We start from the raw sequence: 20,302 nt of genomic DNA, 5'->3' as shown, positions 1-20,302 counted from the left end.
ATGACTCAGACTCCGCCCACCGTGGTCACCCCGCAGTGGCTTCACGACCGCCTCGGGGAACCCGACCTCGTCGTCGTCGACGCCACCAACCACCTACCCTCGCCGGCGGACGGTCGCTCCGGCCCGGAGTCGGGGCTGGAGACCTACCGTCCCGAACACATCCCGGGCGCCCTGTTCGCCGACCTGCTGGGTGACTTCGCGGACCCCGACTCCGACGAGCCCTGGACCGCGCCGGATCACGAGCGCTTCGCCGCCGCCGCGGGCGCCCTGGGGATCGGGGAGGGCGCCACCGTCGTGGTCTACGACCAGGGCGGCGCCTACTGGGCCACCCGCTTCTGGTGGCACCTGCGCTACGAGGGGTTCGACGACGTGACGGTCCTCGACGGCGGGCTCCCGGCGTGGAAGGCCGCGGGGTACGAGGTGACCGACGTGGTGCCCGAGCCGACCCCGCGGACGTTCACCGGCACCCGCCGACCCGGGCTGATCCGGTCCACCGAGGAGGTGGCGGCGGCTGTCGACGACGAGAAGACCGTGCTGGTCAACGTCCTCGACGAGGCGAACTACCGCGGGGACGTCGACACGTACGGCCGCCCCGGCCACATCCCGGGCAGCATCAACTTCCCCGTGGCCCGTCTGCGTGACCCCGCCACGGGCACCCTCCGGCCGATCGAGGAGCTGCGCCGCGAGTTCCGGGACGCGGGGTTGCTGGACGAGGACACCACCGTGGTCACCTACTGCGGGGGCGGCATCGCCGCGACGGGCGTCGCGCAGGCGCTCGCCCTGGCCGGTCGCGAGGACGTCGCGGTGTACGACGGGTCGATGACCGCGTGGTCCCGGGACCCCGACCTGCCACTGGTCACCGGCGACGCGCCGCGCTGAGCGCCGCAGGAGACGAGGGCCCCGACCGCGTGGGTCGGGGCCCTCGTCGTGGACGTGGCCTCAGCGTGTGACGGAGTACGCCTTCGCCAACTGGAAGATCTTCTGGGCGCGGGCCAGGCGGGGCAGGTCCGAACCGTCGCTGCACCGCTCGCCGTCCATGCCCAGCTCCTCGATCACCGACTCGGCCCAGGACACGTCCGAGGCCGAGGGGGACAGGACCTCGTTGATGTAGGGCGCCTGATCGACCCGGAGGCAGAGTTTGCCCGTCATGCCCATCTCGACCGCGTGCTCCGCGGCCCGCATCAGGGCCTGGGTGTCGTTGGAGATCGTCGGCCCGTCGATCGGCGGCGCCACGCGCGCGATGCGACTGGCCACGACGAACTGCGAGCGCGCGTACGCGAGCGCGATCTGCGAGGCGCCGATGCCGGTGTCGCGCCGGAAGTCGCCGACGCCGAACGCCAGGCGCACGACCTGATCGGTCTTGGCGATCTCGGCGGCCTGCGCCAACCCGTCCGCGGACTCCACCAGGGCGACGATCGGGGTGTTCTCGGCGAGGCGGGCCGCGGTGAGGGCCACGTGCTCGGCGTTCTCGGTCTTGGCCAGCATCACCCCGTCCAGACCGGGGCAGTGGCCCAGCGCCATGAGGTCCTTCTCCCACTCGGTGGAGCGGACGTCGTTGATCCGGATCCATGCGTGGTTGCCGGCCTCGAGCCACTGCCGTACCTCGCGGCGCGCCCGCTCCTTCTCCGTCCGGCGCACCCCGTCCTCGACATCGAGTACCACCACGTCCATCTCGGAGTTCACGGCGTCGTCGAAACGCTCGGACCTGTCCGCGGGCAGGAGGAGCCACGAACGGGCGATCGTCGGAGGGATGGTCGACTGGGGGCTCACGGGAACCGGTCATCCTTTGGTCGCGGGGGCGGGAACGGCGTCGGGGACCCCACCACGATACGTCCGGTCGCGGGGCGGCGCCCCGGGAGAGCCGTGCCTAGAGGTCCGCGGCCGTGGCGAGCTGGATGAGGTTGCCGCAGGTGTCGTCGATGATCATCGTCCACACCGGCCCCATCTCGGTGGGCGGCTGCACGATCCGCGCGCCCCTCTCCGTCAGTTCGTCGTGCGCCCGGTGGATGTCCTCCACCTCGAACTGGGCGGCCGGGATGCCGTCGGCGTGGAGAGCGGTGGCGTACGCGCGGGCGGCGGGGTGGGCGTCGGGTTCCAGAAGGAGCTGGGGACCGTGGGGATCGCCGGGGTCGACGACCGTGAGCCAGCGGAAGTCCCCGGCGGGGAGGTCGAGTTTGAGGACGAACCCCAGAACCTCGGTGTAGAAGGTCAGCGCACGCGACTGGTCGTCGACGTGCACGGAGGTGACGGCGATACGGGGCATGCGTCGACGGTAGGCGCGTGGCGGGCCGTCGGCATCCGTTCCGCGGTGTGGGCACGACGATGGTGACAGATCCTGTCCGCATACCGGCGCCGGGCTGTTGACTACACCACGGGCGGGGGCCACCCTTTGATGGTGAGCACCCGTTCCGCGTCCGCGCCGGCGATCGAGGCCGAGCACCTCGTCAAGCGTTTCGGCGACTTCACCGCCGTCGACGACATCTCGTTCACCGTGCCGAGGGGGTCGGTGCTCGGGTTGCTCGGGCCCAACGGCTCCGGCAAGACCACCACCATCCGGATGATGACCACCCTGAGTCCGCCGACCTCCGGCACCGCGCGGGTGGCCGGTCACGACGTGGTCGCCGAGCCCGCGCTGGTCCGCAAGAAGATGGGTCTCACCGCCCAGTCGGCCACGGTCGACGAGCTCCTCACCGGGCGGGAGAACCTCCGCCTGATCGGTGACCTCTACGGGTTGCCGAAGAGGGCGGTCAGAGCCCGGGCGGACGAGCTGTTGGAGAAGTTCTCCCTCACCGAGGCGGCCACCCGCGTGACCAAGAGCTACTCCGGCGGCATGCGGCGCCGCCTCGACCTGGCGGCCAGCCTCGTCGCGGCCCCGCCCGTGTTGTTCCTCGACGAGCCGACGACCGGGCTGGATCCGCGGTCGCGCAACGAGCTGTGGGACGTCCTGCGCGGCCTGGTCCGCGACGGCACCACACTGCTGCTGACCACCCAGTACCTCGACGAGGCGGACCAGCTCGCCGACCGGGTGATCGTGATCGACCACGGACGTGTGATCGCCGAGGGCACCCCGCTGCAGCTCAAGGACCGCTCGGGCGCCGCCAGTCTCGTGATCACCGTCTCTCGCCCCGAGGACGTCGAGGAGGCCGCGCGGGTCCTGACGACCCGTCTGACCGACTTCCACGTGGACCGTGACGCGCGCCGGCTCACGGCGCCGTCGGAGGGGGTCTCCGCCCTCGCGGGCATCGCCGCGGCGTTCACCGAGGCCGGCATCGAACTCGACGACATCGGCCTGCAACGCCCGAGCCTGGACGACGTCTTCCTCTCCCTGACCGGGCGCAAGGCGGAGGACCCCCGCCCCGAGGACACCGCGACAGAGACCATGGATGAGGAGTACCGGGTATGAGCACCGTCGCCGACCCCACCGCGGAACGCTCGGTCCCCGAGCAGTTCTCCGTCCCCGCCCGCCCGGACGGCCCGTCGTTCGGGCGCCAGGTCTCCGCTCTGGTGCGCCGCAACCTGTTCCACATCCGGCGCCAACCGGAGAACCTCGCGGACGTGACCATCCAGCCGGTGATGTTCGTGCTGCTGTTCGCGTACGTCTTCGGCGGCGCGATCGCCGTGGCGGGCGGGGTGAACTACCGGGAGTGGCTGCTGCCGGGGATCATGGCGCAGACCATGGCGTTCTCGTCGTTCGTCGTGGCCTCGGGCCTGTGCAACGACCTCAACAAGGGCATCATCGACCGGTTCCGCAGCCTGCCCATCCAGCGGGCCTCGATCCTCATCGCCCGCAGCGCGTCGAGCCTCATCCACTCGTCGATCGGGGTGGTGGTGATGTCGCTGACCGGGCTGGTCGTGGGATGGCGGATCCGCTCGAACCTGCTCGACGCCCTGCTGGGTTATGTCGTGTTGGTGGGGTTCGGGTTCGTCATGATCTGGATCGGCATCGTCGTGGGGTCGCGGCTCAAGACGATCGAGGCGGTCAACGGCGTCATGTTCACCACGACGTTCCCCATCACGTTCCTGGCCAACACGTTCGCCCCGCCGGAGTCGATGCCGGACTGGCTTCGGGTGTTCGCGGAGTGGAACCCGCTGTCCTCGGTGGTGCAGGCGATGCGCGAGCTGTGGGGTAACGCCCCGGCGGTCGGTCCTGAGGCGGCGCTCCCGCTCCAGCACCCGCTGCTGTCGTCCCTGCTGTGGATCGTCGGCCTGACCGTGCTCATCGCGCCCGTCGCGATCAAGGCGTTCGACGCCCGCACCCGCGACTGAGCCGGTTCAGGCGGGGGGTCGGCCCTCCGCGGCGGCGGCGAGTTCGCGCAGCGCCTCGAGGTGGCCGGCGAAGGCCCTGCGGCCGTCGCGGGTCAGTGCCAGCCAGGTCCGCGCGCGGCCGGTGGCGGCGGCGGCCTTGGAGGTGGTGGCGTACCCGGCGTCGGCGAGGACCTTGAACTGCTTGGACAGGACCGAGTCGGCCACGCCGAGTTCGTCGCGGACGGTGCCGAACTCCATCGACTCGACGGGGGCGAGCAGGGCGCAGATGCGCAGCCGGTGCGGGGCGTGGATGATCTCGTCGAACCGGGCGGTGGCGCGTCGGGCCGTCATCGGCGCGCCCGCGGGAGGGCGGCGGCGCCCGTGCGGATCTCGTCGCGCAGGGCGCTGTCCACGCGGCGACCCAACACGACGGTCGCCGCGACGGCGGTCACGGCGAGCAGGAGAGCGAGCCACGTGGGGAGGGCCCGGTCCGCAGCGGTGGGGATGAGCGAGGTGGCGGTCACGACGAGCACGATCGCGGCGTAGGCCAGCCACCACCGGCGGGAGACGGGGCCGAGGTTGCGCATGTCGACCCACAGGCCGGTGAGGCGCTGGTACGCGCCCACGAGCGCGCCGATCCCGACGGCCCCGGCGAGGGAGACCGTCAGGCGGACGGCGTCGTGCAGGTCGAGGGCGGCGACGAGCATGATGGCGGCGAGGATCGTGCCGAGCGCGGGGTGGTACCACCAGGGGGTGATGAGCCTGTCGGCCACGGAGCGTCGGGCCGAGTCGACGTCGGCGAGGGCGGCGACGGGGTCGTACGGCGCCGCGGGATCGGGGGAGGAGGCGCCGGTGGGCTCGGGACGCGGGGGCGAGGCGTTGTTTTCCATAGCGGAAACGGTAGGCCTCTCTTTCCGTTTCTGCAAGGGAAAATCAGCGCCTCGTCCGGCGTTCCCGTCCGGGTGTCCGCCGGGTGCCGCCCGGGGGTCAGTGCGTGGTCGTCACGCGCGCTTCTTCGGCGACACCCGGATGGTGATGCTGCCGACCACGGGCTCGACCCCCGCGTCGTCGACGAACCGCAGCGGGACCTCGACGTCCTGCCCCGTGGTCATCGACGCGAAGTCGGGCAGCTCGGACCATTCGGCGGTGACGGTGATCCCGCCGGTCGACTTGGCGGGGTAGCGCACGTTCATGCCGACGGGGATCCAGCGGTGGGTGGCGGGCACCGTGGCCTCGGCGAGCATGCCCATCGCCATCTCGGCGAGGTTGCACGCGGCGATCACGTGGAAGGTGCCGATGTGGTTGCGGTTGCCCCACCAGCCCGGCCCGCGCACGACGCAGCGCCCCGGGCGCAGTTCGGTGACGTGCGGGTACGCGGTGCGGAAGTAGGGGGCCTTGAGGCTCACCGCCGCGCTGAACAGGCGGGATCCGAACGGGAGGCGGGTGGCGGTCTTCCACAGGCGGTAGGTGGAGGTGTCGGCGGCGGGTGGGGGCGTGGTGTCGGTCACGACGACGAGGTTACCCGTCGGTAAGTTGTATGCACAGGCCCGGATGTGCGCGCGGGCGCCCTCCGGTCACCGTGCATCCGGACGGGCCGGGCGTCCGTGCCGACCGGGCCGCCTCAGGCGAGGATGCGGGTCCCGTCGCGCAGCAGACCGTGGAGGCGGGTCTGGTCGGCATCCGGCTCGTGGACCCAGATGCGATAGGCCGACAGGGCGATCCCGAGCGCGGCGTGCGCCGTGGACGCGGGGATGAGGTCGTCCACGGATTCGCCGCGTCGATGGGCCACGAAGCCGGCGACCGCCCGGCGCCAGTCCGCGTACACCAACGTCGAATGGGCCCGCAGTTCGTCCACGCCCAGCAGGAGCCTCATGCGGGTGCGGTGCACCCCGGTCTGCGAGTCGGGGAAGGTGTTGAACTCCACGAGCGCGTCCGCGAGGGCCTCGCGCAGCGGGACCTCGTCGGGCACCGAGTCCAGGTAGTCGAGCATCAGGTGGATCTGTTCGTCGAACTCGCCCCAGGCGATCGCGGCCTTGCCGGGGAAGTAGCGGAACAGGGTCCGCCGTGAGATGTGCGCGGCCTCGGCGATCTGGTCGACGCTCGTGGCCTCGTAGCCCTGCCGGTCGAACAGCTCGAGCGCGACGGACACGATCGAGCCGCGGGTCGTCGACGGTCGACGGCCCGGGGCGCGGCCCGGGGTGCGGCCCGGTGAGTTGCCCGGGGGCTGGTCCTGCGGCTCCATGCGAAATGACCTTATAGGGCGAAACCATTGCGGGTGGCACCTAGTGCCAATATGATTCAGGTCTCACCGGATGTGGTGGGGTCGCCATGCGCAGACGAGAGGACACGCAATGGAGAACACGCAGAACACCGAGGTCGTGCTGGAGGAGGCCCTCATCGAGGAGGTCTCCATCGACGGCATGTGTGGGGTCTACTGACCATGACTCCCGCAGCAGCGCCGGCCGGCGCCGAGCAGGAAGCCGCCCCGGCGGAGTTCGACCTCGACGCCGGCTGGCGCCTGCACCCCGGCGTGGCGCTCCGGCCCGAGCCGTTCGGGGCACTGCTCTACCACTTCCACACCCGCAAGCTCAGCTTCCTCAAGTCGCCGACCATCGTCGAGGTGGTCCGCACCCTCGCCGACCACCCCACCGCGCGCGCCGCCTGTGCCGCCGCCGGTGTGTCGATCGATGATCCGGCGACAGCGCGGCTGTACCTGCACGCGCTCGGCCAGCTCGCCGCCTCGCGCATGATCGAGGAGACCTCATGACCAGCATGCTCGACCGTCCCGCAACGGCGTCCACCGCGACCACCACCACGGCCCCGGCGCCCGTCGGCCGCCTCGTCGACCAGTTCGAGCGGGGGCTCGACGCGCCGATCTGCCTGACCTGGGAACTCACCTACGCCTGCAACCTCGCCTGCGTGCACTGCCTGAGCTCCTCCGGTCGCCGTGACCCGCGCGAGCTCAGCACCGAGCAGTGCAAGGCGATCATCGACGAGCTGCAGAAGATGCAGGTCTTCTACGTCAACATCGGCGGCGGCGAGCCGACGGTCCGCTCCGATTTCTGGGAGCTGGTCGACTACGCCACGAGCCATCAGGTGGGGGTCAAGTTCTCCACCAACGGCGTCCGCATCGACGAGGAGGTCGCCCGACGACTCGCCGCGAGCGACTACGTGGACGTGCAGATCTCGATCGACGGCGCCACCGCCGAGGTCAATGACGCCGTCCGCGGTCCGGGCTCGTTCGACATGGCCTGCCGCGCGCTGCAGAACCTCAAGGACGCGGGCTTCCGCGACTCCAAGATCTCGGTCGTGGTCACGCGCGAGAACGTCAGCCAGTTGGACGCGTTCAAGGCGCTGGCGGACAAGTACGACGCGACCCTGCGGATCACCCGGCTCCGTCCGTCCGGTCGGGGTGCCGACGTGTGGGACGACCTTCATCCGCTGCCCGAGCAGCAGCGCGACCTCTACGATTGGCTGGTCGCGCACGGCGAGAACGTCCTCACCGGGGACAGCTTCTTCCACCTCTCGGCGTTCGGCGACGGCCAGGGGTCGCTCCCGGGGCTCAACCTCTGCGGGGCGGGCCGGGTGGTGTGCCTGATCGACCCGATCGGCGACGTGTACGCGTGCCCGTTCGCGATCCACGAGGAGTTCCTCGCGGGCAACGTCGTGGCCGACGGTGGCTTCGAGTCCGTCTGGCAGACCTCCGAGCTGTTCCGCGAACTGCGCGAGCCCCAGTCGGCCGGGGCCTGCGCCTCGTGCAACTTCTACGACAGCTGCCGCGGCGGCTGTATGGCCGCCAAGTTCTTCACCGGCCTGCCCATGGACGGCCCGGACCCGGAGTGCGTCCAGGGATTCGGAGAGGGGCTCCTCGCCGCCGAGCGCAACATCCCGGCACCCTCGCAGGACCACACCAGGCCCATGGGCCTGGCGGCCCGGAAGCAGCCGACGGGCCCGGTGCCCCTGACCCTGGTCACGACGCCGCCGCGGCGGCCCACCAGCCTCTGCGACGAGTCGCCGATCTAGGCGGTCCCCCGCGAGGCCGCTCGCCGATCAGAGCGCGAGCCGCCCGTCCACACACACCACCCCGGCCCGGTCGACCGTCGACGTGTCCGCCGTGCCGCCACCGAGACCTTTCGTAGCGCAAGACCCCTGAAGAAGGAGGCACGCCCGTGTCGCGCCTGTCCAAGATCGCCGAGGCCAATCCCTGGCGGCAGAACCCGTGGTTCGAGTCCGTCGCCGAGGCCCAGCGTCGCGCGAAGAAGAAGCTGCCCAAGAGCGTGTACATGGCGCTCGTCGGCGGCAGCGAGGCGGGGGTGACGCTCCGCGACAACATGGACGCGTTCTCCGAGCTCGAGCCCAAGCCGCACGTGATCGGCGCCAAGCAGGACCGCGAGATGGCGACCACGGTCATGGGGCAGCCCATCAGCATGCCGGTGATGATCTCGCCGACCGGGGTCCAGGCCGTCACCCCGGACGGGGAGGTCGACGTCGCTCGCGCCGCCGCCGCCCGCGGCACGGCCATGGGCCTGAGCTCGTTCGCCTCCAAGCCCATCGAGGAGGTCATCGCGGCCAACCCGCAGACCTTCTTCCAGGTGTACTGGCTCGGCGGCAAGGAGCAGGTCCTCGCCCGTCTCGAGCGGGCCAAGGCCGCCGGCGCGGCCGGGGTCATCCTCACCACCGACTGGTCGTTCTCCATGGGGCGCGACTGGGGCAGCCCCGCCATCCCGGAGGCCCTCAACGCCAAGGCCATGGTCACGCTCGCGCCGCAGATCGCGGTGCGTCCGCGGTGGGCGGCCGAGTGGGCCCGTGACGTGGTGGTCAACAAGCGCTTCCCGGATCTGACGACCCCCAACCTGGTGAACCAGGGCGAGATGGGGCCGACCTTCTTCGGTGCCTACGGCGACTGGATGAACACCCCGCCGGCCACGTGGGAGGACATCGCGTGGGTCGTGGAGAACTACGACGGGCCGGTGATGCTCAAGGGCATCACCCGTATCGATGACGCCAAGCGGGCCGTCGACGCGGGCGTCACCGCGATCTCGGTGTCCAACCACGGCGGCAACAACCTCGACGCGACCCCGGCCTCGATCCGGTGCCTCGCGCCGATCGTCGACGAGGTCGGCGACCAGGTGGAGGTGCTGCTCGACGGTGGCATCCGCCGCGGCTCGGATGTCGCCAAGGCGCTCGCGCTCGGCGCCCGCGCGGTGATGATCGGCCGCGCCTACCTGTGGGGTCTGGGGGCCAACGGCCAGGCCGGCGTCGAGAACGTCCTGGACATCCTGCGCTCCGGCCTCGACTCCAGCCTCATCGGCCTGAGCAAGTCCTCGATCTCCGAGCTCGGCCGCGACGACTACGTCATCCCCGACGACTTCGTGCGCCGCCTCGGCGCCTGACCCCGCAGCACCTCACGAGAACCCAGAGAAAAGGACACCTCCTCCATGGGAGATTTCGACGGCAAGGTCGTCTACATCACCGGCGTGGCCCGCGGTCAGGGTCGCAAGCACGCCATCCGGTTCGCCCGCGAGGGCGCCAAGATCATCGGGCTGGACCTGTGTGCCGCCCCGTCCGAGTACGTGAAGTACCGGACCGCCACCGAGGAGGACCTGGCCGCCACGGTCGAGCGGGTCGAGGCCGAGGGCGGCGAGATCCTCGCCGAGGTCGGAGACGTGCGTGACCTGGCGTTCCAGCAGGACCTCGTCACGCGGGGCGTGGAGCGTTTCGGTGGCCGCCTGGACGTGGTGATCGCCAATGCCGGAATCTGCAACTGGGGCCGGGTCTGGGAGCTCGACGAGCAGCAGTGGCAGGACACCATCGACATCAACCTGACCGGGTACTGGAAGACGCTGCGCGCGTCGATCCCGCACATGCTCGCCGCGGGCAACGGTGGCTCGATCATCCTGGTCAGCTCGGTGGCCGGTCTCAAGGCGATGCCGGTGCAGTCCCCGTACTCGGCGTCCAAGTACGGCGTGGTGGGGCTCGCGCAGACCGCCGCCAAGGAGCTCGGTGAGCACGGCATCCGGGTCAACACGATCCATCCGTACGGTGTGCAGACGCCGATGGGCGCCGAGGACCCCGATGCGCTCGACGTCTTCAACAACATGCCGCAGTTCCTCCCGCACTTCACGCCGATCCTGGGCATGGGCATGGCCAGCACCGACGACATCTCGGACTCGGTGATGTTCCTGGCCTCGGACGCCTCGCGCACGATCACGGCCTCGACCTTCACCGTCGACATGGGCGCGATCAAGGTCTGACCGGGGATGACGGGCGCGGACGGCGGGCCGGGTGTCGGCGTGCTCGCCGTGCTGCCGCTCGGGGCGACGGAGCAACACGGCCCGCACCTGCCGCCGGAGACGGACACCCTCCTCGCCGAGGCCGCGGCACACGCCGTCGTCGTCGCCCCGCCGGCCGGCGTGCCCGCCCGCGTGCTCCCCGCCCTGGCCTACGGCTCGAGCGGGGAGCACCAGTCGTTCCCCGGGACCGTCTCCATCGGGACGGCGGCGCTCGCCGAGACGCTCCTCGAGTTGGGCAGGTCCGTTTCGTCGTGGGCGGGGCGCCTTCTCGTGGTGAACGGGCACGGAGGCAACGTCGACGCCCTGCGCCGCGCCGTCCCGCGACTGCGCCACGAGGGGCGTGACGCCGCCTGGCTGTCGTGCCGGACGGCCGAGGACGACCGCGACACCCACGCCGGCCACGCCGAGACCTCGCTGATGCTGCACCTGCACCCGGGCCGCGTGCGCCCCGAGCTCGCCGCCCGCGGCTGTGTCCTGCCGCTGCCGCGGATCCTGCCCGCCATGCGGGAGGGCGGCGTGGCCGCCGTGAGCCCCTCCGGCGTGCTCGGCGACCCCACCACCGCCTCGGCCGCGGAGGGGGAACGGCTGTGGGACCTGCTCACCGCCGACGCCCGCTCGCGCGTCGACCGGTGGCGGCCGGGAGACGACGGGATGCTGCGGTGACGTCCACCCGTCCCCACGTGGTGCTCGACCCCCGCACGCGGATCCTGCGCCGCGGCGGGGTCGTGAAGGTCCTGGGCGGTGACCCGGTCACCCTCATCACGCCCGCGCCGTCCGTGGCGGGCCTGCTCGACGGCGGCCGGGTGATCCCCACGGACACGGCCGCCGGCGCCGCGCTGGCCCGCGCCCTCACCGACCGGGGGATGGCGCATCCCGCCGGCCCGGTGACCGCGGACCGCCCGCTGCACGGGGTCGCCGTGGTGGTCCCCGTCCGGGACGACGCCGACGGGGTCGCGGCCCTCGCGCACGCCCTAGCGCCCGAACTCGCCCGGGGTGCCCACCTCGTCGTCGTCGACGACGGCTCGACCGTGCCCCTGGACACGCCGACGGTCCCCACCGCACCGGATCCCACCGCGCCGCACCCCACCGCGCCGGATCCCACCGCGGCCCCCGGGGGCGCGGACGCGCCCGTCACCGTCCTGCGCAACGAGACCTCCCGTGGGCCCGCGGCCGCGCGCAACACCGGCACGGCGGCGGCGGTCGCGGCCGGGGCGGAGGTGGTGGTGTACCTCGACGCGGACGTCGTCCCGCTGCCGGGGTGGCTCGACGTCCTCCTCGCGCGCCTCGACGACCCACAGGTCGCGGCGGTGGCGCCCCGCGTGGTCGCCGCCGAGCCCGGCCGGTTCTGGGTGCGCGGTCACGAGACCGCACGCTCCGCCCTTGACATGGGCCCCGAACCGGCCCGGGTGAGGCCGCGCACCCGCGTGGCGTACGTGCCCAGCGCCGCGCTCGCGGTCCGCCCCGACCGCCTGCCGCCCGTCCCCGACGGCGGGGGACGGGGCCCGTTCGACGAGCGCATGCACGTCGCCGAGGACGTGGACCTGTGCTGGCGGCTCGACGAGGCGGGCGGGCGGATCCGGTACGAGCCCGCCGCGCGCGTCGCGCACCGTCACCGCACCGGCCTACGCGACGTGCTGGTGCGCCGGGCCTTCTACGGGCGTGGAGCCGCCCCTCTGGCGGAGCGGCACGGCGCCGACGTGGCGCCCGCCGTCGCCGCCCCGTGGTCCCTCGCCGTGGCGGTGGGTGCGTGGTCCGGCGGGCCGGTCGGCGCGGTGATCACCGCGGCGGCGGTGACCAGGGCGTGGTGGCGCACGCGTGCGCTGACCGGGGACGGACGGGCGGCGGCCGTGCTCGTGGGACGTGGCGCGGGCGCCTCGATCCGGCAGCTCCCTCAGGCGTTACTACGTCCGTATTGGCCGCTCACCGCAATGGCGCTGCTCCTCACCGCCCGCTCGCGGTCGGCCGTCGCGAGGGGAGTGCGGCGCCGCGTGGCGCTCGCGGCCGTGGCGGAGGGACTGTGGCACTGGTGGGACGCGCGCGAGCCGGGGCGATGGCCGGTGGACGAGCCGATCGGGCACGTCGTGGTCCACCGCCTGGACGACCTGGCATACGGCGTCGGGGTGTGGCGCTCGGCGTGGCGGGCCCGCTCGACGGCCGCACTGCGTCCGGACGTCACGCGATGAGAACCGGCCCCGCCCGCGTGGACGCCGACGTCGTGGTGGTCGGCGCGGGGACCGCCGGCTCCGTGGTGGCGCGGCGCCTGGCCGAGGCCGGCGCCGATGTCCTGCTGCTCGAGGCGGGGGCGGTGGGTGCGTCCCCGCGCGCTGGGGTGCTCGACGTGGGGCCGGGCTCGCGCGTCGTGTCCCGGCACCGCGCGACCCTCGGCGAGGCGAGGTTGGAGCTGCCGCGGGGGCGGACGGTGGGCGGCTCGGGCGCGGTCAACGGCGGGTACTGCGTGCCGGCCCGGCCCTCGGACCTCGAGGCGTGGGGCCCGGGCTGGCCGCGACGCTACGCGGTGGGGTTGGCGCGGGCGGCCGAGCGCCTGCGACCCGTGACGGTCGCGATGGGCCCGGTCGCCGCGCGGGTCGCCGCCGCGTTCCCCGGTCGCGTGTCGGCGGTCGCCCAGGCACGTCGCGGCGCGCGGAGGGTGACGGCCTTCGACGCGTGGGACCCGGTCGGCGCCGGCGTGCGCGTGCGTACCGGCGCGACGGTGCGGGAACTGGCGTGGGCGGGTGGCCCGCGCCCCGGGGGAGCCGGCGGGGTCCGGCGGTGTGTGGGCGTGGTGCTCGACGACGACGAGGAGATCACCGCGCGCCAGGTGGTGCTGTGCGCGGGGACCATCGGGACGGCCACCCTCCTCATGGGCTCCGGGCTCGGGCCGGGGAGCGGACTCCCGGTCGGCCACGGGGTGCAGGAGCACCCGGAACTGCTGCTGGACGTGCCCGCACGCGGCGGGGCGCAGGACGTCGTCGCCGAGACCTCTTCCTCCGCGGCGCAGGACGCGGCCCGGGCGGGAGCACCTCCGCTGCTGTCCCACGTCGTCCGGCTCGACCTGCCGGCGTACGCGGCGGCGGGGTGGGTGCCGGAGATCGAGGTCCGCCCGTACGCGGTCCCGCTGCACCGCGTGATCCCGGGGCTCGGGCAGGTGCCGCAGCGGCTCGGCGTGGCGCTGATGAACCCCCTCGGCCGCGGCCGTGTCCACGCGGACGGCAGCGTGCGGCTACCCCATGACCCCCGGGACTCGGCCGCCCTGGCCGGGGCGGCGGCGCTCGTGGCGGAGCGGCTGGGCCTGCCCGGGGCCGTCACGCCCTCGACCTCGCAGCACCTGTCGGGTTCGGCGCGGATCGGGGAGGTCGTCGACGACTCGGGGCGCGTGCACGGGGTGCGGGGCCTGCGCGTGGCGGACGCCTCGGTCCTGCCGGTACTGCCGCGGTGCGGCCCCTACTACACGGTCCTGGCGGTGGCCGAGTACCTCGCCGGGCGGATGGCCGCCGAGCGGGCGTGGTAGAACGAGACGAGAACACGTTCCACCCAGGCGGTGGGCGACGGCCCCGGAGGCGCGCATATGCCCGAGACTCAGACCACCCTCGAACCGCAGCAGTTCACGGTGCGCCGCGAGGACGGTGTCCGGCTGGTCGGGGAGGTGTGGGAACCGCACGGACTCGACGGGCGACCCACCGACCCGGTGGAGGAGATCCTCATGCTCCACGGGGGTGCGCAGACCCGTCACGCCTGGTCCCGGGCCTGCCGTCGCCTCGCCGCCGAGGGCTACCGCGTCACCGCGATGGACGCCCGCGGCCACGGCGACAGCGACTGGGACCCGGAGGGTGACTACGACATCCACCGCCTCGCCGCGGACCTCGAGGCGATCGTCGCGGAGCGGTTCCCCGAGCGGCGCCCGGTCGTCGTGGGCGCCTCCCTCGGCGGGATGACCGCGATGCTCTCGCTGGGGAGCGGCAAGGACGTCGCCCGTGCGCTCGTCCTGGTCGACGTCACCCCGAAGCTCGAGGCGAAGGGCGTCGAGCGGGTGGGCGAGTTCATGCGCTCGGGGTTCGACGGGTTCGCGAGCCTCGAGGAGGCGGCCGACGCGATCGCGGCCTACCAGCCCCAGCGCAAGCGCCCCCCGAACCCCGAGGGGTTGCGCAAGAACCTGCGACTGCGCGAGGACGGCCGGTGGCACTGGCACTGGGACCCCCGATTCGCGGGTAACGCCTCGGCCGACAACACCGAGATCGGCAACGCCTTCTTCGCCGAACTCGTCCCCAGGATCACCCAGCCCACCCTGCTCATCCGCGGATCGGCCTCGGACATCGTCTCCGACGAGTCCGTCCAGCACCTGCTGGAGCTGCTCCCGCACGCACACACCACCGAGGTCGCCGACGCCGGGCACATGGTCGCCGGCGACGACAACGCGGTCTTCCTGGACCAGCTCGAGTGGTTCCTCGACGAGGTGCTGGGTTCTCCGCCTCTGCGCTGAGGCCCGTCGCGGGGGTGGCGGGGGAATAACCCCGCCGCGTCGACGTTGCCCTGGATGAGCGGCCACCCGTACCCACCCGGGTCGGGCGGCCGGGACTCTCGTCGTCGGACCACGTGATCCGTAGGCTGTCGGCGAGAAGACGGGTCGAGAGTCGCCCCGTACCCGCAAGGAGGGCATTCGTATGAGCACCGTCGACATCACGACCGCCGAGTTCGAGAAGACCGTCACGGAGAACGACATCGTCCTGGTGGACTTCTGGGCCGAGTGGTGTGGCCCGTGCAAGGCCTTCGGCCCGGTCTTCGAGAAGGTCTCGGGCAAGAACCCCGAGGTGACCTTCGCCAAGGTCGACACCGACGCCGAGCAGCAGCTCGGCGCGATGCTGCAGATCCAGTCCATCCCCACCCTCATGGCCTTCCGTGAGGGCATCGCCGTGTTCCGCCACTCGGGCGCGATCCCGGAGCAGGCCCTGGACGACCTGGTCGAGCAGATCAAGGGCCTGGACATGGACGAGGTCCGCAAGGCCGTCGAGGAGGCGCAGGCCCAGCAGGGCGACGCGCAGCCCTGACGGTCGCGCGGCGCTCGCGCCGCGCACCCATGGCGGCGTTCCCTCCGGGAGTGAGAACACGTTCTTGTAGGCACCCCACAGACTTCGTCCGCGGGGCTAGTGTGACGAGAACACGTTCCAGTGACGGGGCTCACCCCGTCGCGCCCGGAGGGAGTCGCAGTTGAAGACCAAAGCCGCAATCGCCCGTGAGCTCGGCAAGCCGTTCGAGATCGTCGAGGCCGAGCTCGACGGACCCCACTTCGGTGAGGTGCTGGTCAAGTGGAAGGTCGCCGGCCTGTGCCACTCGGACCTGCACATGCGGACCGGGGACCTGCCCGGTCGCCTGCCGATCGTGGTGGGGCACGAGGGCGCGGGCGTGGTCGAGGCCGTCGGTGAGGGCGTGACGCATGTCCAGCCCGGCGACCACGTGGTGGGCTCGTTCATCCCCGCGTGCGGCAAGTGCCCCGCGTGCGCGCGCGGCATGTCGAATCTCTGCGACGGCGGCCTGAACGGCACGTTCGGCGTCATGGCCGACGGTCGTTACCCGTTCGCGCTGGAGAACGGCGAGACCGCCGGGGCCATGTGCACGCTCGGGACGTTCTCGCAGTACACCGTCGCCAACATGAACTCGGTGGTCAAGGTCCAGGACTGGATCCCGTTCGAGGTGGCCGCTCTCGTCGGCTGCGGCGTCACCACCGGCTGGGGCTCGGCCGTCTACTCGGCCGACGTCAAGGCCGGTGACACCGTCGTGGTCTTCGGCATCGGCGGCATCGGCATCAACGCCATCCAGGGCGCCAAGCACGCCGGCGCGCGGTTCATCCTCGCGATCGACACCGACGAGACCAAGCTCGACAAGGCCAGGGAGTTCGGCGCCACCCACGTCTACACGGACGTCGAGCAGGCCAAGGCCGAACTGCCGGGTATGACCTGGGGCCTCATGGCCGAGAAGGCCATCATCACGATCGGGGTGGCCGACGCCAAGGTCACCGCCGACGCGGTCGACATGGTCGGCAAACGCGGTGTCGTCGTCCTCACCTCGATGGGCGGTCTCGACAACCAGTCCATCAACCTCACCGGCCTGTTCGTCTCCCAGTACGAGAAGGTCATCAAGGGATCGCTGTTCGGTTCCGCCAACGCGTTCCACGACATCCCCAACATCCTGCGCCTGTGGGACGAGAAGCAGCTCAAGCTCGACGAGCTCGTCACGCACCGCTTCACCCTCGACCAGGTCAACGAGGGCTACGAGATGATGGAGTCCGGCGGCGAGGGCATGGTGCGCGGCATCATCGTCCACGACGACTGAGACCCCGCGGACCCGCACCCGCCCGGGCCCACCCGGGCGGGCCGCACCGCGGGATCCCGCCGGGTGCGAGCGGGAGGCGGCGATGGACGTCGGGAGCGGGACGTTCACCGAGAGGGACTTCGACGAGGCCCTCGCGGCGACCCGTGCCGCGCTGACCGGGCGCGGGTTCGACATCCCGCACGCGGTCGACCTCACGGCCCTCGTGCGCGACCGCGCCGGCGGGGACGTCGAGCGGGTCCGCATCCTCGGCGCCTGCGCCCCCGGTTTCGCCGCCGCGGCCTACGCCGTCAACGAGGACGTCGCGTTGCTGCTCCCCGGCAACGTCGTGGTCCGCGAATCCGGCGGCGGCTGCGTGATCGAGGCGCAGAACCGGCACTGCTGTCCCAGGTGGTCTCCGGAGGGTTGCAGGACCTCGCGGACGACCTGTCCGCCGACCTGCGCGCGGTGATGAGGCGGCTCGGTAGTCGACCGTCCGGCTAGGTGGGTGACCGCCCGGCGCGGTGGTGACCTGAGCCTCTGGGGCGCTCGGTACCCTGAGCCCATGGACGCGGAGCACGACAACGACCCCAGAACACTGGCGCAACGACGCCTCGAGGCGATGGTCGGGCGCGGTGAGCTCTCGCTCTCCGAGTTCTCCGACCGCGCCGCCAAGATCTGGGCGGCCACCTGCCCCGCCGAGCTCGAGGTCGCGCTCAGCGGCCTGCCCGCCGACACCGGCGCGTCCCCCGCGACCCCGCCCGCCACCCGCCACGCCGCTCCGCCGGCCGCGCGGCCCGGCACCGCGATCGTCGTGGACGAGAGCCAGAAGAAGACCTCCGTCTTCGACACCCTCAAGCGCGAGGGCCGGTGGATGCTGCCGGACGACTACCGCCTCACCTCGTGGATGGGCGACATCTTCCTCGACGCGCGCGAGGCCGTCGTCGACCGCCCCCGCACCCGCCTCCAGCTGGACCTGTGGGCCGCCAACGCCCGCGTCCTGCTCCCGCCGGGCGTCTCCGTGACGATCACCGGCAACCGCACCATGACCGACCTCAAGATCGACGAGGGCCGCTACGAGGTCCGCGGCGGGCCGCACCTGGACATCGAGATCAACGGCTTCATGGGCACCGCGAAGATCAAGATCCTCGCCGCAGGGGAGAAGGTCCCCTCGACCTGGAAGTGGTTCTAGCCGGCACGGTCCACCGGTTCAGCGCCCCCGGCGGCGCCACACGGTGTGCCGGTGCCGCACCTCGTCGTCGTACCCGTCGACGCGGCTCCGCGGGTCGGTGAGCCACTCGCCGACCTCCACCCGCTCCCACTCGGGGCCCAACTCCGGCGCCAGCACCGTGCCGGGGGCGTCGGCGTCGATCTCGGTGACCAGGCACTCCTCGGCCGCCTCCAGGGCCGCGGCGTAGATCTGACCGCCCCCCATCACCACGGCGTCCGGACCCGCGGACGCCACCGCCTCGGGCACAGACCCGGCGCGCTCGGCACCCTCGGCCGACCACCCGTCGTCCCGGGTGCACACGATGTTGCGGCGGCCCGGCAGGGGACGGAACCGCTCCGGCAGCGACTCCCACGTCGCCCGGCCCATCACCACGGGACGACCGAGCGTCGCCCGCTTGAAGAACGCCAGGTCCTCCGGGATGTGCCACGGCATGTCCCGGCCGTCACCGATCACCCCGCCACGGGCCTGCGCCCACACCATCCGTACCGCCACCGCGCGTCCGCTCGCCGCTCTCGTCGCCGCGCCGGCTCAGACCGCGACCGGGGCCGGGATGCCCGGGTGGTGCTCGTAGCCGACCACCTCGAAGTCCTCGAAACGGTAGTCGAAGATCGACTCCGCCCGACGCAGCCGCAGCTCCGGGTAGGGGTACGGGTCCCGGCTCAGCTGGGTGCGGACCTGCTCCACGTGATTGTCGTAGATGTGACAGTCCCCGCCCGTCCAGATGAACTCGCCCACCTCGAGGCCCACCTGCTGGGCGACCATGTGGGTGAGCAGGGAGTACGACGCGATGTTGAACGGCACGCCCAGGAACAGGTCCGCGCTGCGCTGGTAGAGCTGGCAGCTCAGCCTGCCGTCCGCCACGTAGAACTGGAACAGCAGGTGGCACGGCGGCAGCGCCATGTCCGAGAGCTCGCCGACGTTCCACGCGCTGACGATGTTGCGTCGCGAGTCGGGGTCCGTGCGCAGCAGGTCCACCGCCGCCGCGATCTGGTCGACGTGCCGGCCGTCCGGGGTCGGCCACGACCGCCACTGCACCCCGTAGACCGGGCCGAGCTCGCCCGCCTCGTCGGCCCACTCGTTCCAGATCGACACGCCGTGCTCCTGGAGCCACCGCACGTTGGAGTCCCCGCGCAGGAACCACAGCAGTTCGTAGGCGACGGACTTGAAGTGGACCCGCTTGGTCGTGATGAGGGGGAACCCGCGGGACAGGTCATAGCGCAGCTGGTGGCCGAACACGCTCCGGGTGCCCGTACCCGTCCGGTCCGCCTTGGGCGTGCCCTCGTCCAGGACGAGACGGAGCAGATCCTCGTACGGGGTGGGGACGGTCATGAGGCGGAGTCTACTGACTTTCCGGCGGTCGTCCTCAATCCCCGGCCGCCGCCGCCCTCACCCGGCCGCCGCCGCCCTCACCCGGCCGCTGCGGCCCACCCCGCCGTGGCGGCCAGCACCCGCTCGGCGAGATCGGGGCGGCAGACCAGGATGTCGGGGGAGTGCGGGTCGGCCTTGTTGAAGCGGATCGGCGAGCCGTCCGGCCGGGAGGCGTGCAGCCCCGAGGCCATCGCGACCGCGACGGGCGCCGCCTGGTCCCACTCGTACTGCCCGCCCGCGTGGAGGTAGACGTCGGCGTCCCCGAGCAGGACCGACAGCATCTTGGCCCCCGCGGAGCCCATCGGCCGCACGTGCAGCCCCAGCTCCTCGGCGATCCGGTGCACCCCGGCCGGGGGGTTGTTGCGACTGATGACCATCGTGCCCGAGCACGGCCCGTCGACGTGGTCCACCTGGTCCGAGCGGAACACCCGCCCCGAGTCGGGCAGTCCCACGGACGCCACGGTGGGTCGGCCGTCCTCCACGAGCGCCACGTGGACCGACCAGTCCGAGCGGCCCGTCGAGAACTCCTTGGTGCCGTCGATGACGTCGATGATCCACACGCGGGACCTGTCGAGGCGGCTCAGGTCGTCGGCGACGCCCTCGGACAGGGTGCCGTCCTCCGGCCGGTGCACGGCGAGCACCTCGTCGGTCCAGCTCTGGGCGACCTCGTTGGCCACCCGCGCGAGCGAGCGGCCGTGGAGCAGTCCGCCCGCCCGGGTGCCCCGCACGATGTCCCCGATGCCCGTGGCGAGGTGATAGGCCAGGTCGTGGTCGTCGAGTTCGCGCATGCCCTCACTCTACGGAGCGGCCGGCCCGGGGAGGTCGTCGTCCGGCGCGCGGCGGCGTGTGACGGAGTCGTCGCGGG

The 20,302-nt window shown here is 72.3% G+C and carries 25 protein-coding genes; 16 read left to right on the top strand and 9 right to left on the bottom strand.

Annotated elements, in window-relative coordinates:
• Positions 1 to 879 (top strand): sulfurtransferase, encoded by an 879-nt coding sequence (locus RWK90_RS04300; protein WP_314035097.1) that lies wholly within the window; start codon positions 1 to 3, stop codon positions 877 to 879.
• A 60-nt stretch (positions 880 to 939) separates the two neighbouring features.
• Here the strand turns inward: RWK90_RS04300 and RWK90_RS04295 are convergent, their stop codons facing one another.
• The gene (locus RWK90_RS04295; RefSeq protein ID WP_314035095.1) at positions 940 to 1,770 is read right to left on the bottom strand and encodes a CoA ester lyase; all 831 of its coding nucleotides are present in this window, start codon (positions 1,768 to 1,770) and stop codon (positions 940 to 942) included.
• A 97-nt stretch (positions 1,771 to 1,867) separates the two neighbouring features.
• Positions 1,868 to 2,263 carry a VOC family protein gene (locus RWK90_RS04290; protein WP_314035093.1) on the bottom strand — a complete coding sequence of 132 codons (396 nt, stop codon included), beginning with the start codon at positions 2,261 to 2,263 and terminating at the stop codon, positions 1,868 to 1,870.
• 129 nt (positions 2,264 to 2,392) lie between these two features.
• Between RWK90_RS04290 and RWK90_RS04285 the strand changes: the two genes are divergently transcribed.
• Together RWK90_RS04285 and RWK90_RS04280 are read left to right on the top strand one after the other, a co-directional pair.
• Complete coding sequence (locus RWK90_RS04285) at positions 2,393 to 3,403, top strand: ATP-binding cassette domain-containing protein (protein WP_396230265.1); 1,011 nt, start codon at positions 2,393 to 2,395, stop codon at positions 3,401 to 3,403.
• Positions 3,400 to 4,266, top strand: coding sequence for an ABC transporter permease (locus tag RWK90_RS04280; protein ID WP_314035089.1), 867 nt, complete (start codon positions 3,400 to 3,402; stop codon positions 4,264 to 4,266). Before RWK90_RS04285 ends, RWK90_RS04280 begins: the two co-directional genes overlap by 4 nt.
• A gap of 6 nt (positions 4,267 to 4,272) precedes the next feature.
• Here RWK90_RS04280 and RWK90_RS04275 read toward each other — a convergent pair whose 3' ends face one another.
• The 4 genes from RWK90_RS04275 to RWK90_RS04260 all read right to left on the bottom strand — a co-directional run bounded on the left by RWK90_RS04275 (position 4,273) and on the right by RWK90_RS04260 (position 6,487).
• Complete coding sequence (locus RWK90_RS04275; RefSeq protein WP_314035087.1) at positions 4,273 to 4,596, bottom strand: transcriptional regulator; 324 nt, start codon at positions 4,594 to 4,596, stop codon at positions 4,273 to 4,275.
• Complete coding sequence (locus tag RWK90_RS04270) at positions 4,593 to 5,135, bottom strand: hypothetical protein (RefSeq protein ID WP_314035085.1); 543 nt, start codon at positions 5,133 to 5,135, stop codon at positions 4,593 to 4,595. The genes RWK90_RS04275 and RWK90_RS04270 overlap by 4 nt, the downstream gene beginning before the upstream one ends.
• Before the next feature lie 111 nt (positions 5,136 to 5,246).
• Positions 5,247 to 5,753, bottom strand: a complete 507-nt coding sequence (locus tag RWK90_RS04265; RefSeq protein ID WP_314035083.1) for a hotdog fold domain-containing protein — start codon at positions 5,751 to 5,753, stop codon at positions 5,247 to 5,249.
• Positions 5,754 to 5,866: 113 nt separating this feature from the next.
• Positions 5,867 to 6,487, bottom strand: a complete 621-nt coding sequence (locus RWK90_RS04260) for a TetR family transcriptional regulator (RefSeq protein ID WP_314035081.1) — start codon at positions 6,485 to 6,487, stop codon at positions 5,867 to 5,869.
• A 109-nt stretch (positions 6,488 to 6,596) separates the two neighbouring features.
• Between RWK90_RS04260 and mftA the strand changes: the two genes are divergently transcribed.
• The 13 genes from mftA (at position 6,597) to RWK90_RS04195 (ending at position 18,030) form a co-directional block, all read left to right on the top strand.
• Positions 6,597 to 6,683: a mycofactocin precursor MftA gene (gene mftA / locus RWK90_RS04255; protein ID WP_067716580.1), complete on the top strand. Its 87-nt coding sequence runs from the start codon at positions 6,597 to 6,599 to the stop codon at positions 6,681 to 6,683.
• Between the two features lie 2 nt (positions 6,684 to 6,685).
• Positions 6,686 to 7,012 (top strand): mycofactocin biosynthesis chaperone MftB, encoded by a 327-nt coding sequence (mftB, locus tag RWK90_RS04250; protein ID WP_314035079.1) that lies wholly within the window; start codon positions 6,686 to 6,688, stop codon positions 7,010 to 7,012.
• Positions 7,009 to 8,268, top strand: coding sequence for a mycofactocin radical SAM maturase (mftC, locus tag RWK90_RS04245; RefSeq protein WP_314035077.1), 1,260 nt, complete (start codon positions 7,009 to 7,011; stop codon positions 8,266 to 8,268). The genes mftB and mftC overlap by 4 nt, the downstream gene beginning before the upstream one ends.
• A 146-nt stretch (positions 8,269 to 8,414) precedes the next feature.
• On the top strand, positions 8,415 to 9,638 hold the full coding sequence (mftD, locus tag RWK90_RS04240) for a pre-mycofactocin synthase MftD (protein WP_314035075.1): 1,224 nt from the start codon (positions 8,415 to 8,417) through the stop codon (positions 9,636 to 9,638).
• A 45-nt stretch (positions 9,639 to 9,683) separates the two neighbouring features.
• Positions 9,684 to 10,499: a mycofactocin-coupled SDR family oxidoreductase gene (locus RWK90_RS04235; RefSeq protein WP_314035073.1), complete on the top strand. Its 816-nt coding sequence runs from the start codon at positions 9,684 to 9,686 to the stop codon at positions 10,497 to 10,499.
• A 6-nt stretch (positions 10,500 to 10,505) separates the two neighbouring features.
• Complete coding sequence (gene mftE / locus RWK90_RS04230; RefSeq protein WP_314035071.1) at positions 10,506 to 11,201, top strand: mycofactocin biosynthesis peptidyl-dipeptidase MftE; 696 nt, start codon at positions 10,506 to 10,508, stop codon at positions 11,199 to 11,201.
• Positions 11,198 to 12,721, top strand: coding sequence for a mycofactocin biosynthesis glycosyltransferase MftF (gene mftF, locus RWK90_RS04225; RefSeq protein ID WP_314035069.1), 1,524 nt, complete (start codon positions 11,198 to 11,200; stop codon positions 12,719 to 12,721). Before mftE ends, mftF begins: the two co-directional genes overlap by 4 nt.
• Positions 12,718 to 14,046, top strand: a complete 1,329-nt coding sequence (gene mftG / locus RWK90_RS04220; protein WP_314035066.1) for a mycofactocin system GMC family oxidoreductase MftG — start codon at positions 12,718 to 12,720, stop codon at positions 14,044 to 14,046. The genes mftF and mftG overlap by 4 nt, the downstream gene beginning before the upstream one ends.
• 57 nt (positions 14,047 to 14,103) lie before the next feature.
• Entirely contained in the window at positions 14,104 to 15,015 is a 912-nt protein-coding gene (locus RWK90_RS04215) for an alpha/beta hydrolase (protein ID WP_314035064.1), read from the top strand.
• A 181-nt stretch (positions 15,016 to 15,196) separates the two neighbouring features.
• A complete protein-coding gene (gene trxA / locus RWK90_RS04210; RefSeq protein WP_314035062.1) occupies positions 15,197 to 15,580 on the top strand; it encodes a thioredoxin in 384 nt (127 codons plus the stop codon).
• A gap of 160 nt (positions 15,581 to 15,740) precedes the next feature.
• Positions 15,741 to 16,862, top strand: coding sequence for an NDMA-dependent alcohol dehydrogenase (locus tag RWK90_RS04205; protein WP_314035060.1), 1,122 nt, complete (start codon positions 15,741 to 15,743; stop codon positions 16,860 to 16,862).
• Positions 16,863 to 16,944: 82 nt separating this feature from the next.
• Positions 16,945 to 17,310 carry a DUF302 domain-containing protein gene (locus RWK90_RS04200; protein WP_314035058.1) on the top strand — a complete coding sequence of 122 codons (366 nt, stop codon included), beginning with the start codon at positions 16,945 to 16,947 and terminating at the stop codon, positions 17,308 to 17,310.
• Positions 17,311 to 17,403: 93 nt separating this feature from the next.
• Entirely contained in the window at positions 17,404 to 18,030 is a 627-nt protein-coding gene (locus RWK90_RS04195) for a DUF1707 domain-containing protein (RefSeq protein ID WP_314035056.1), read from the top strand.
• A gap of 18 nt (positions 18,031 to 18,048) precedes the next feature.
• Here the strand turns inward: RWK90_RS04195 and RWK90_RS04190 are convergent, their stop codons facing one another.
• The 3 genes from RWK90_RS04190 to RWK90_RS04180 form a co-directional block, all read right to left on the bottom strand.
• Positions 18,049 to 18,561: a dihydrofolate reductase gene (locus RWK90_RS04190; protein ID WP_314035054.1), complete on the bottom strand. Its 513-nt coding sequence runs from the start codon at positions 18,559 to 18,561 to the stop codon at positions 18,049 to 18,051.
• A 36-nt stretch (positions 18,562 to 18,597) separates the two neighbouring features.
• Positions 18,598 to 19,398: a thymidylate synthase gene (locus RWK90_RS04185; RefSeq protein WP_314035052.1), complete on the bottom strand. Its 801-nt coding sequence runs from the start codon at positions 19,396 to 19,398 to the stop codon at positions 18,598 to 18,600.
• A gap of 77 nt (positions 19,399 to 19,475) precedes the next feature.
• Entirely contained in the window at positions 19,476 to 20,225 is a 750-nt protein-coding gene (locus tag RWK90_RS04180; RefSeq protein WP_314035050.1) for a 3'(2'),5'-bisphosphate nucleotidase CysQ, read from the bottom strand.
• Positions 20,226 to 20,302: the final 77 nt, after the last annotated feature.

Origin of the sequence: Dietzia sp. CH92 (assembly GCF_032248695.1) — a bacterium.
Taxonomy (GTDB): domain Bacteria; phylum Actinomycetota; class Actinomycetes; order Mycobacteriales; family Mycobacteriaceae; genus Dietzia.
Note: the sequence above shows the minus strand (reverse complement) of the source record. Positions and strands in the feature narration are given on the sequence as shown.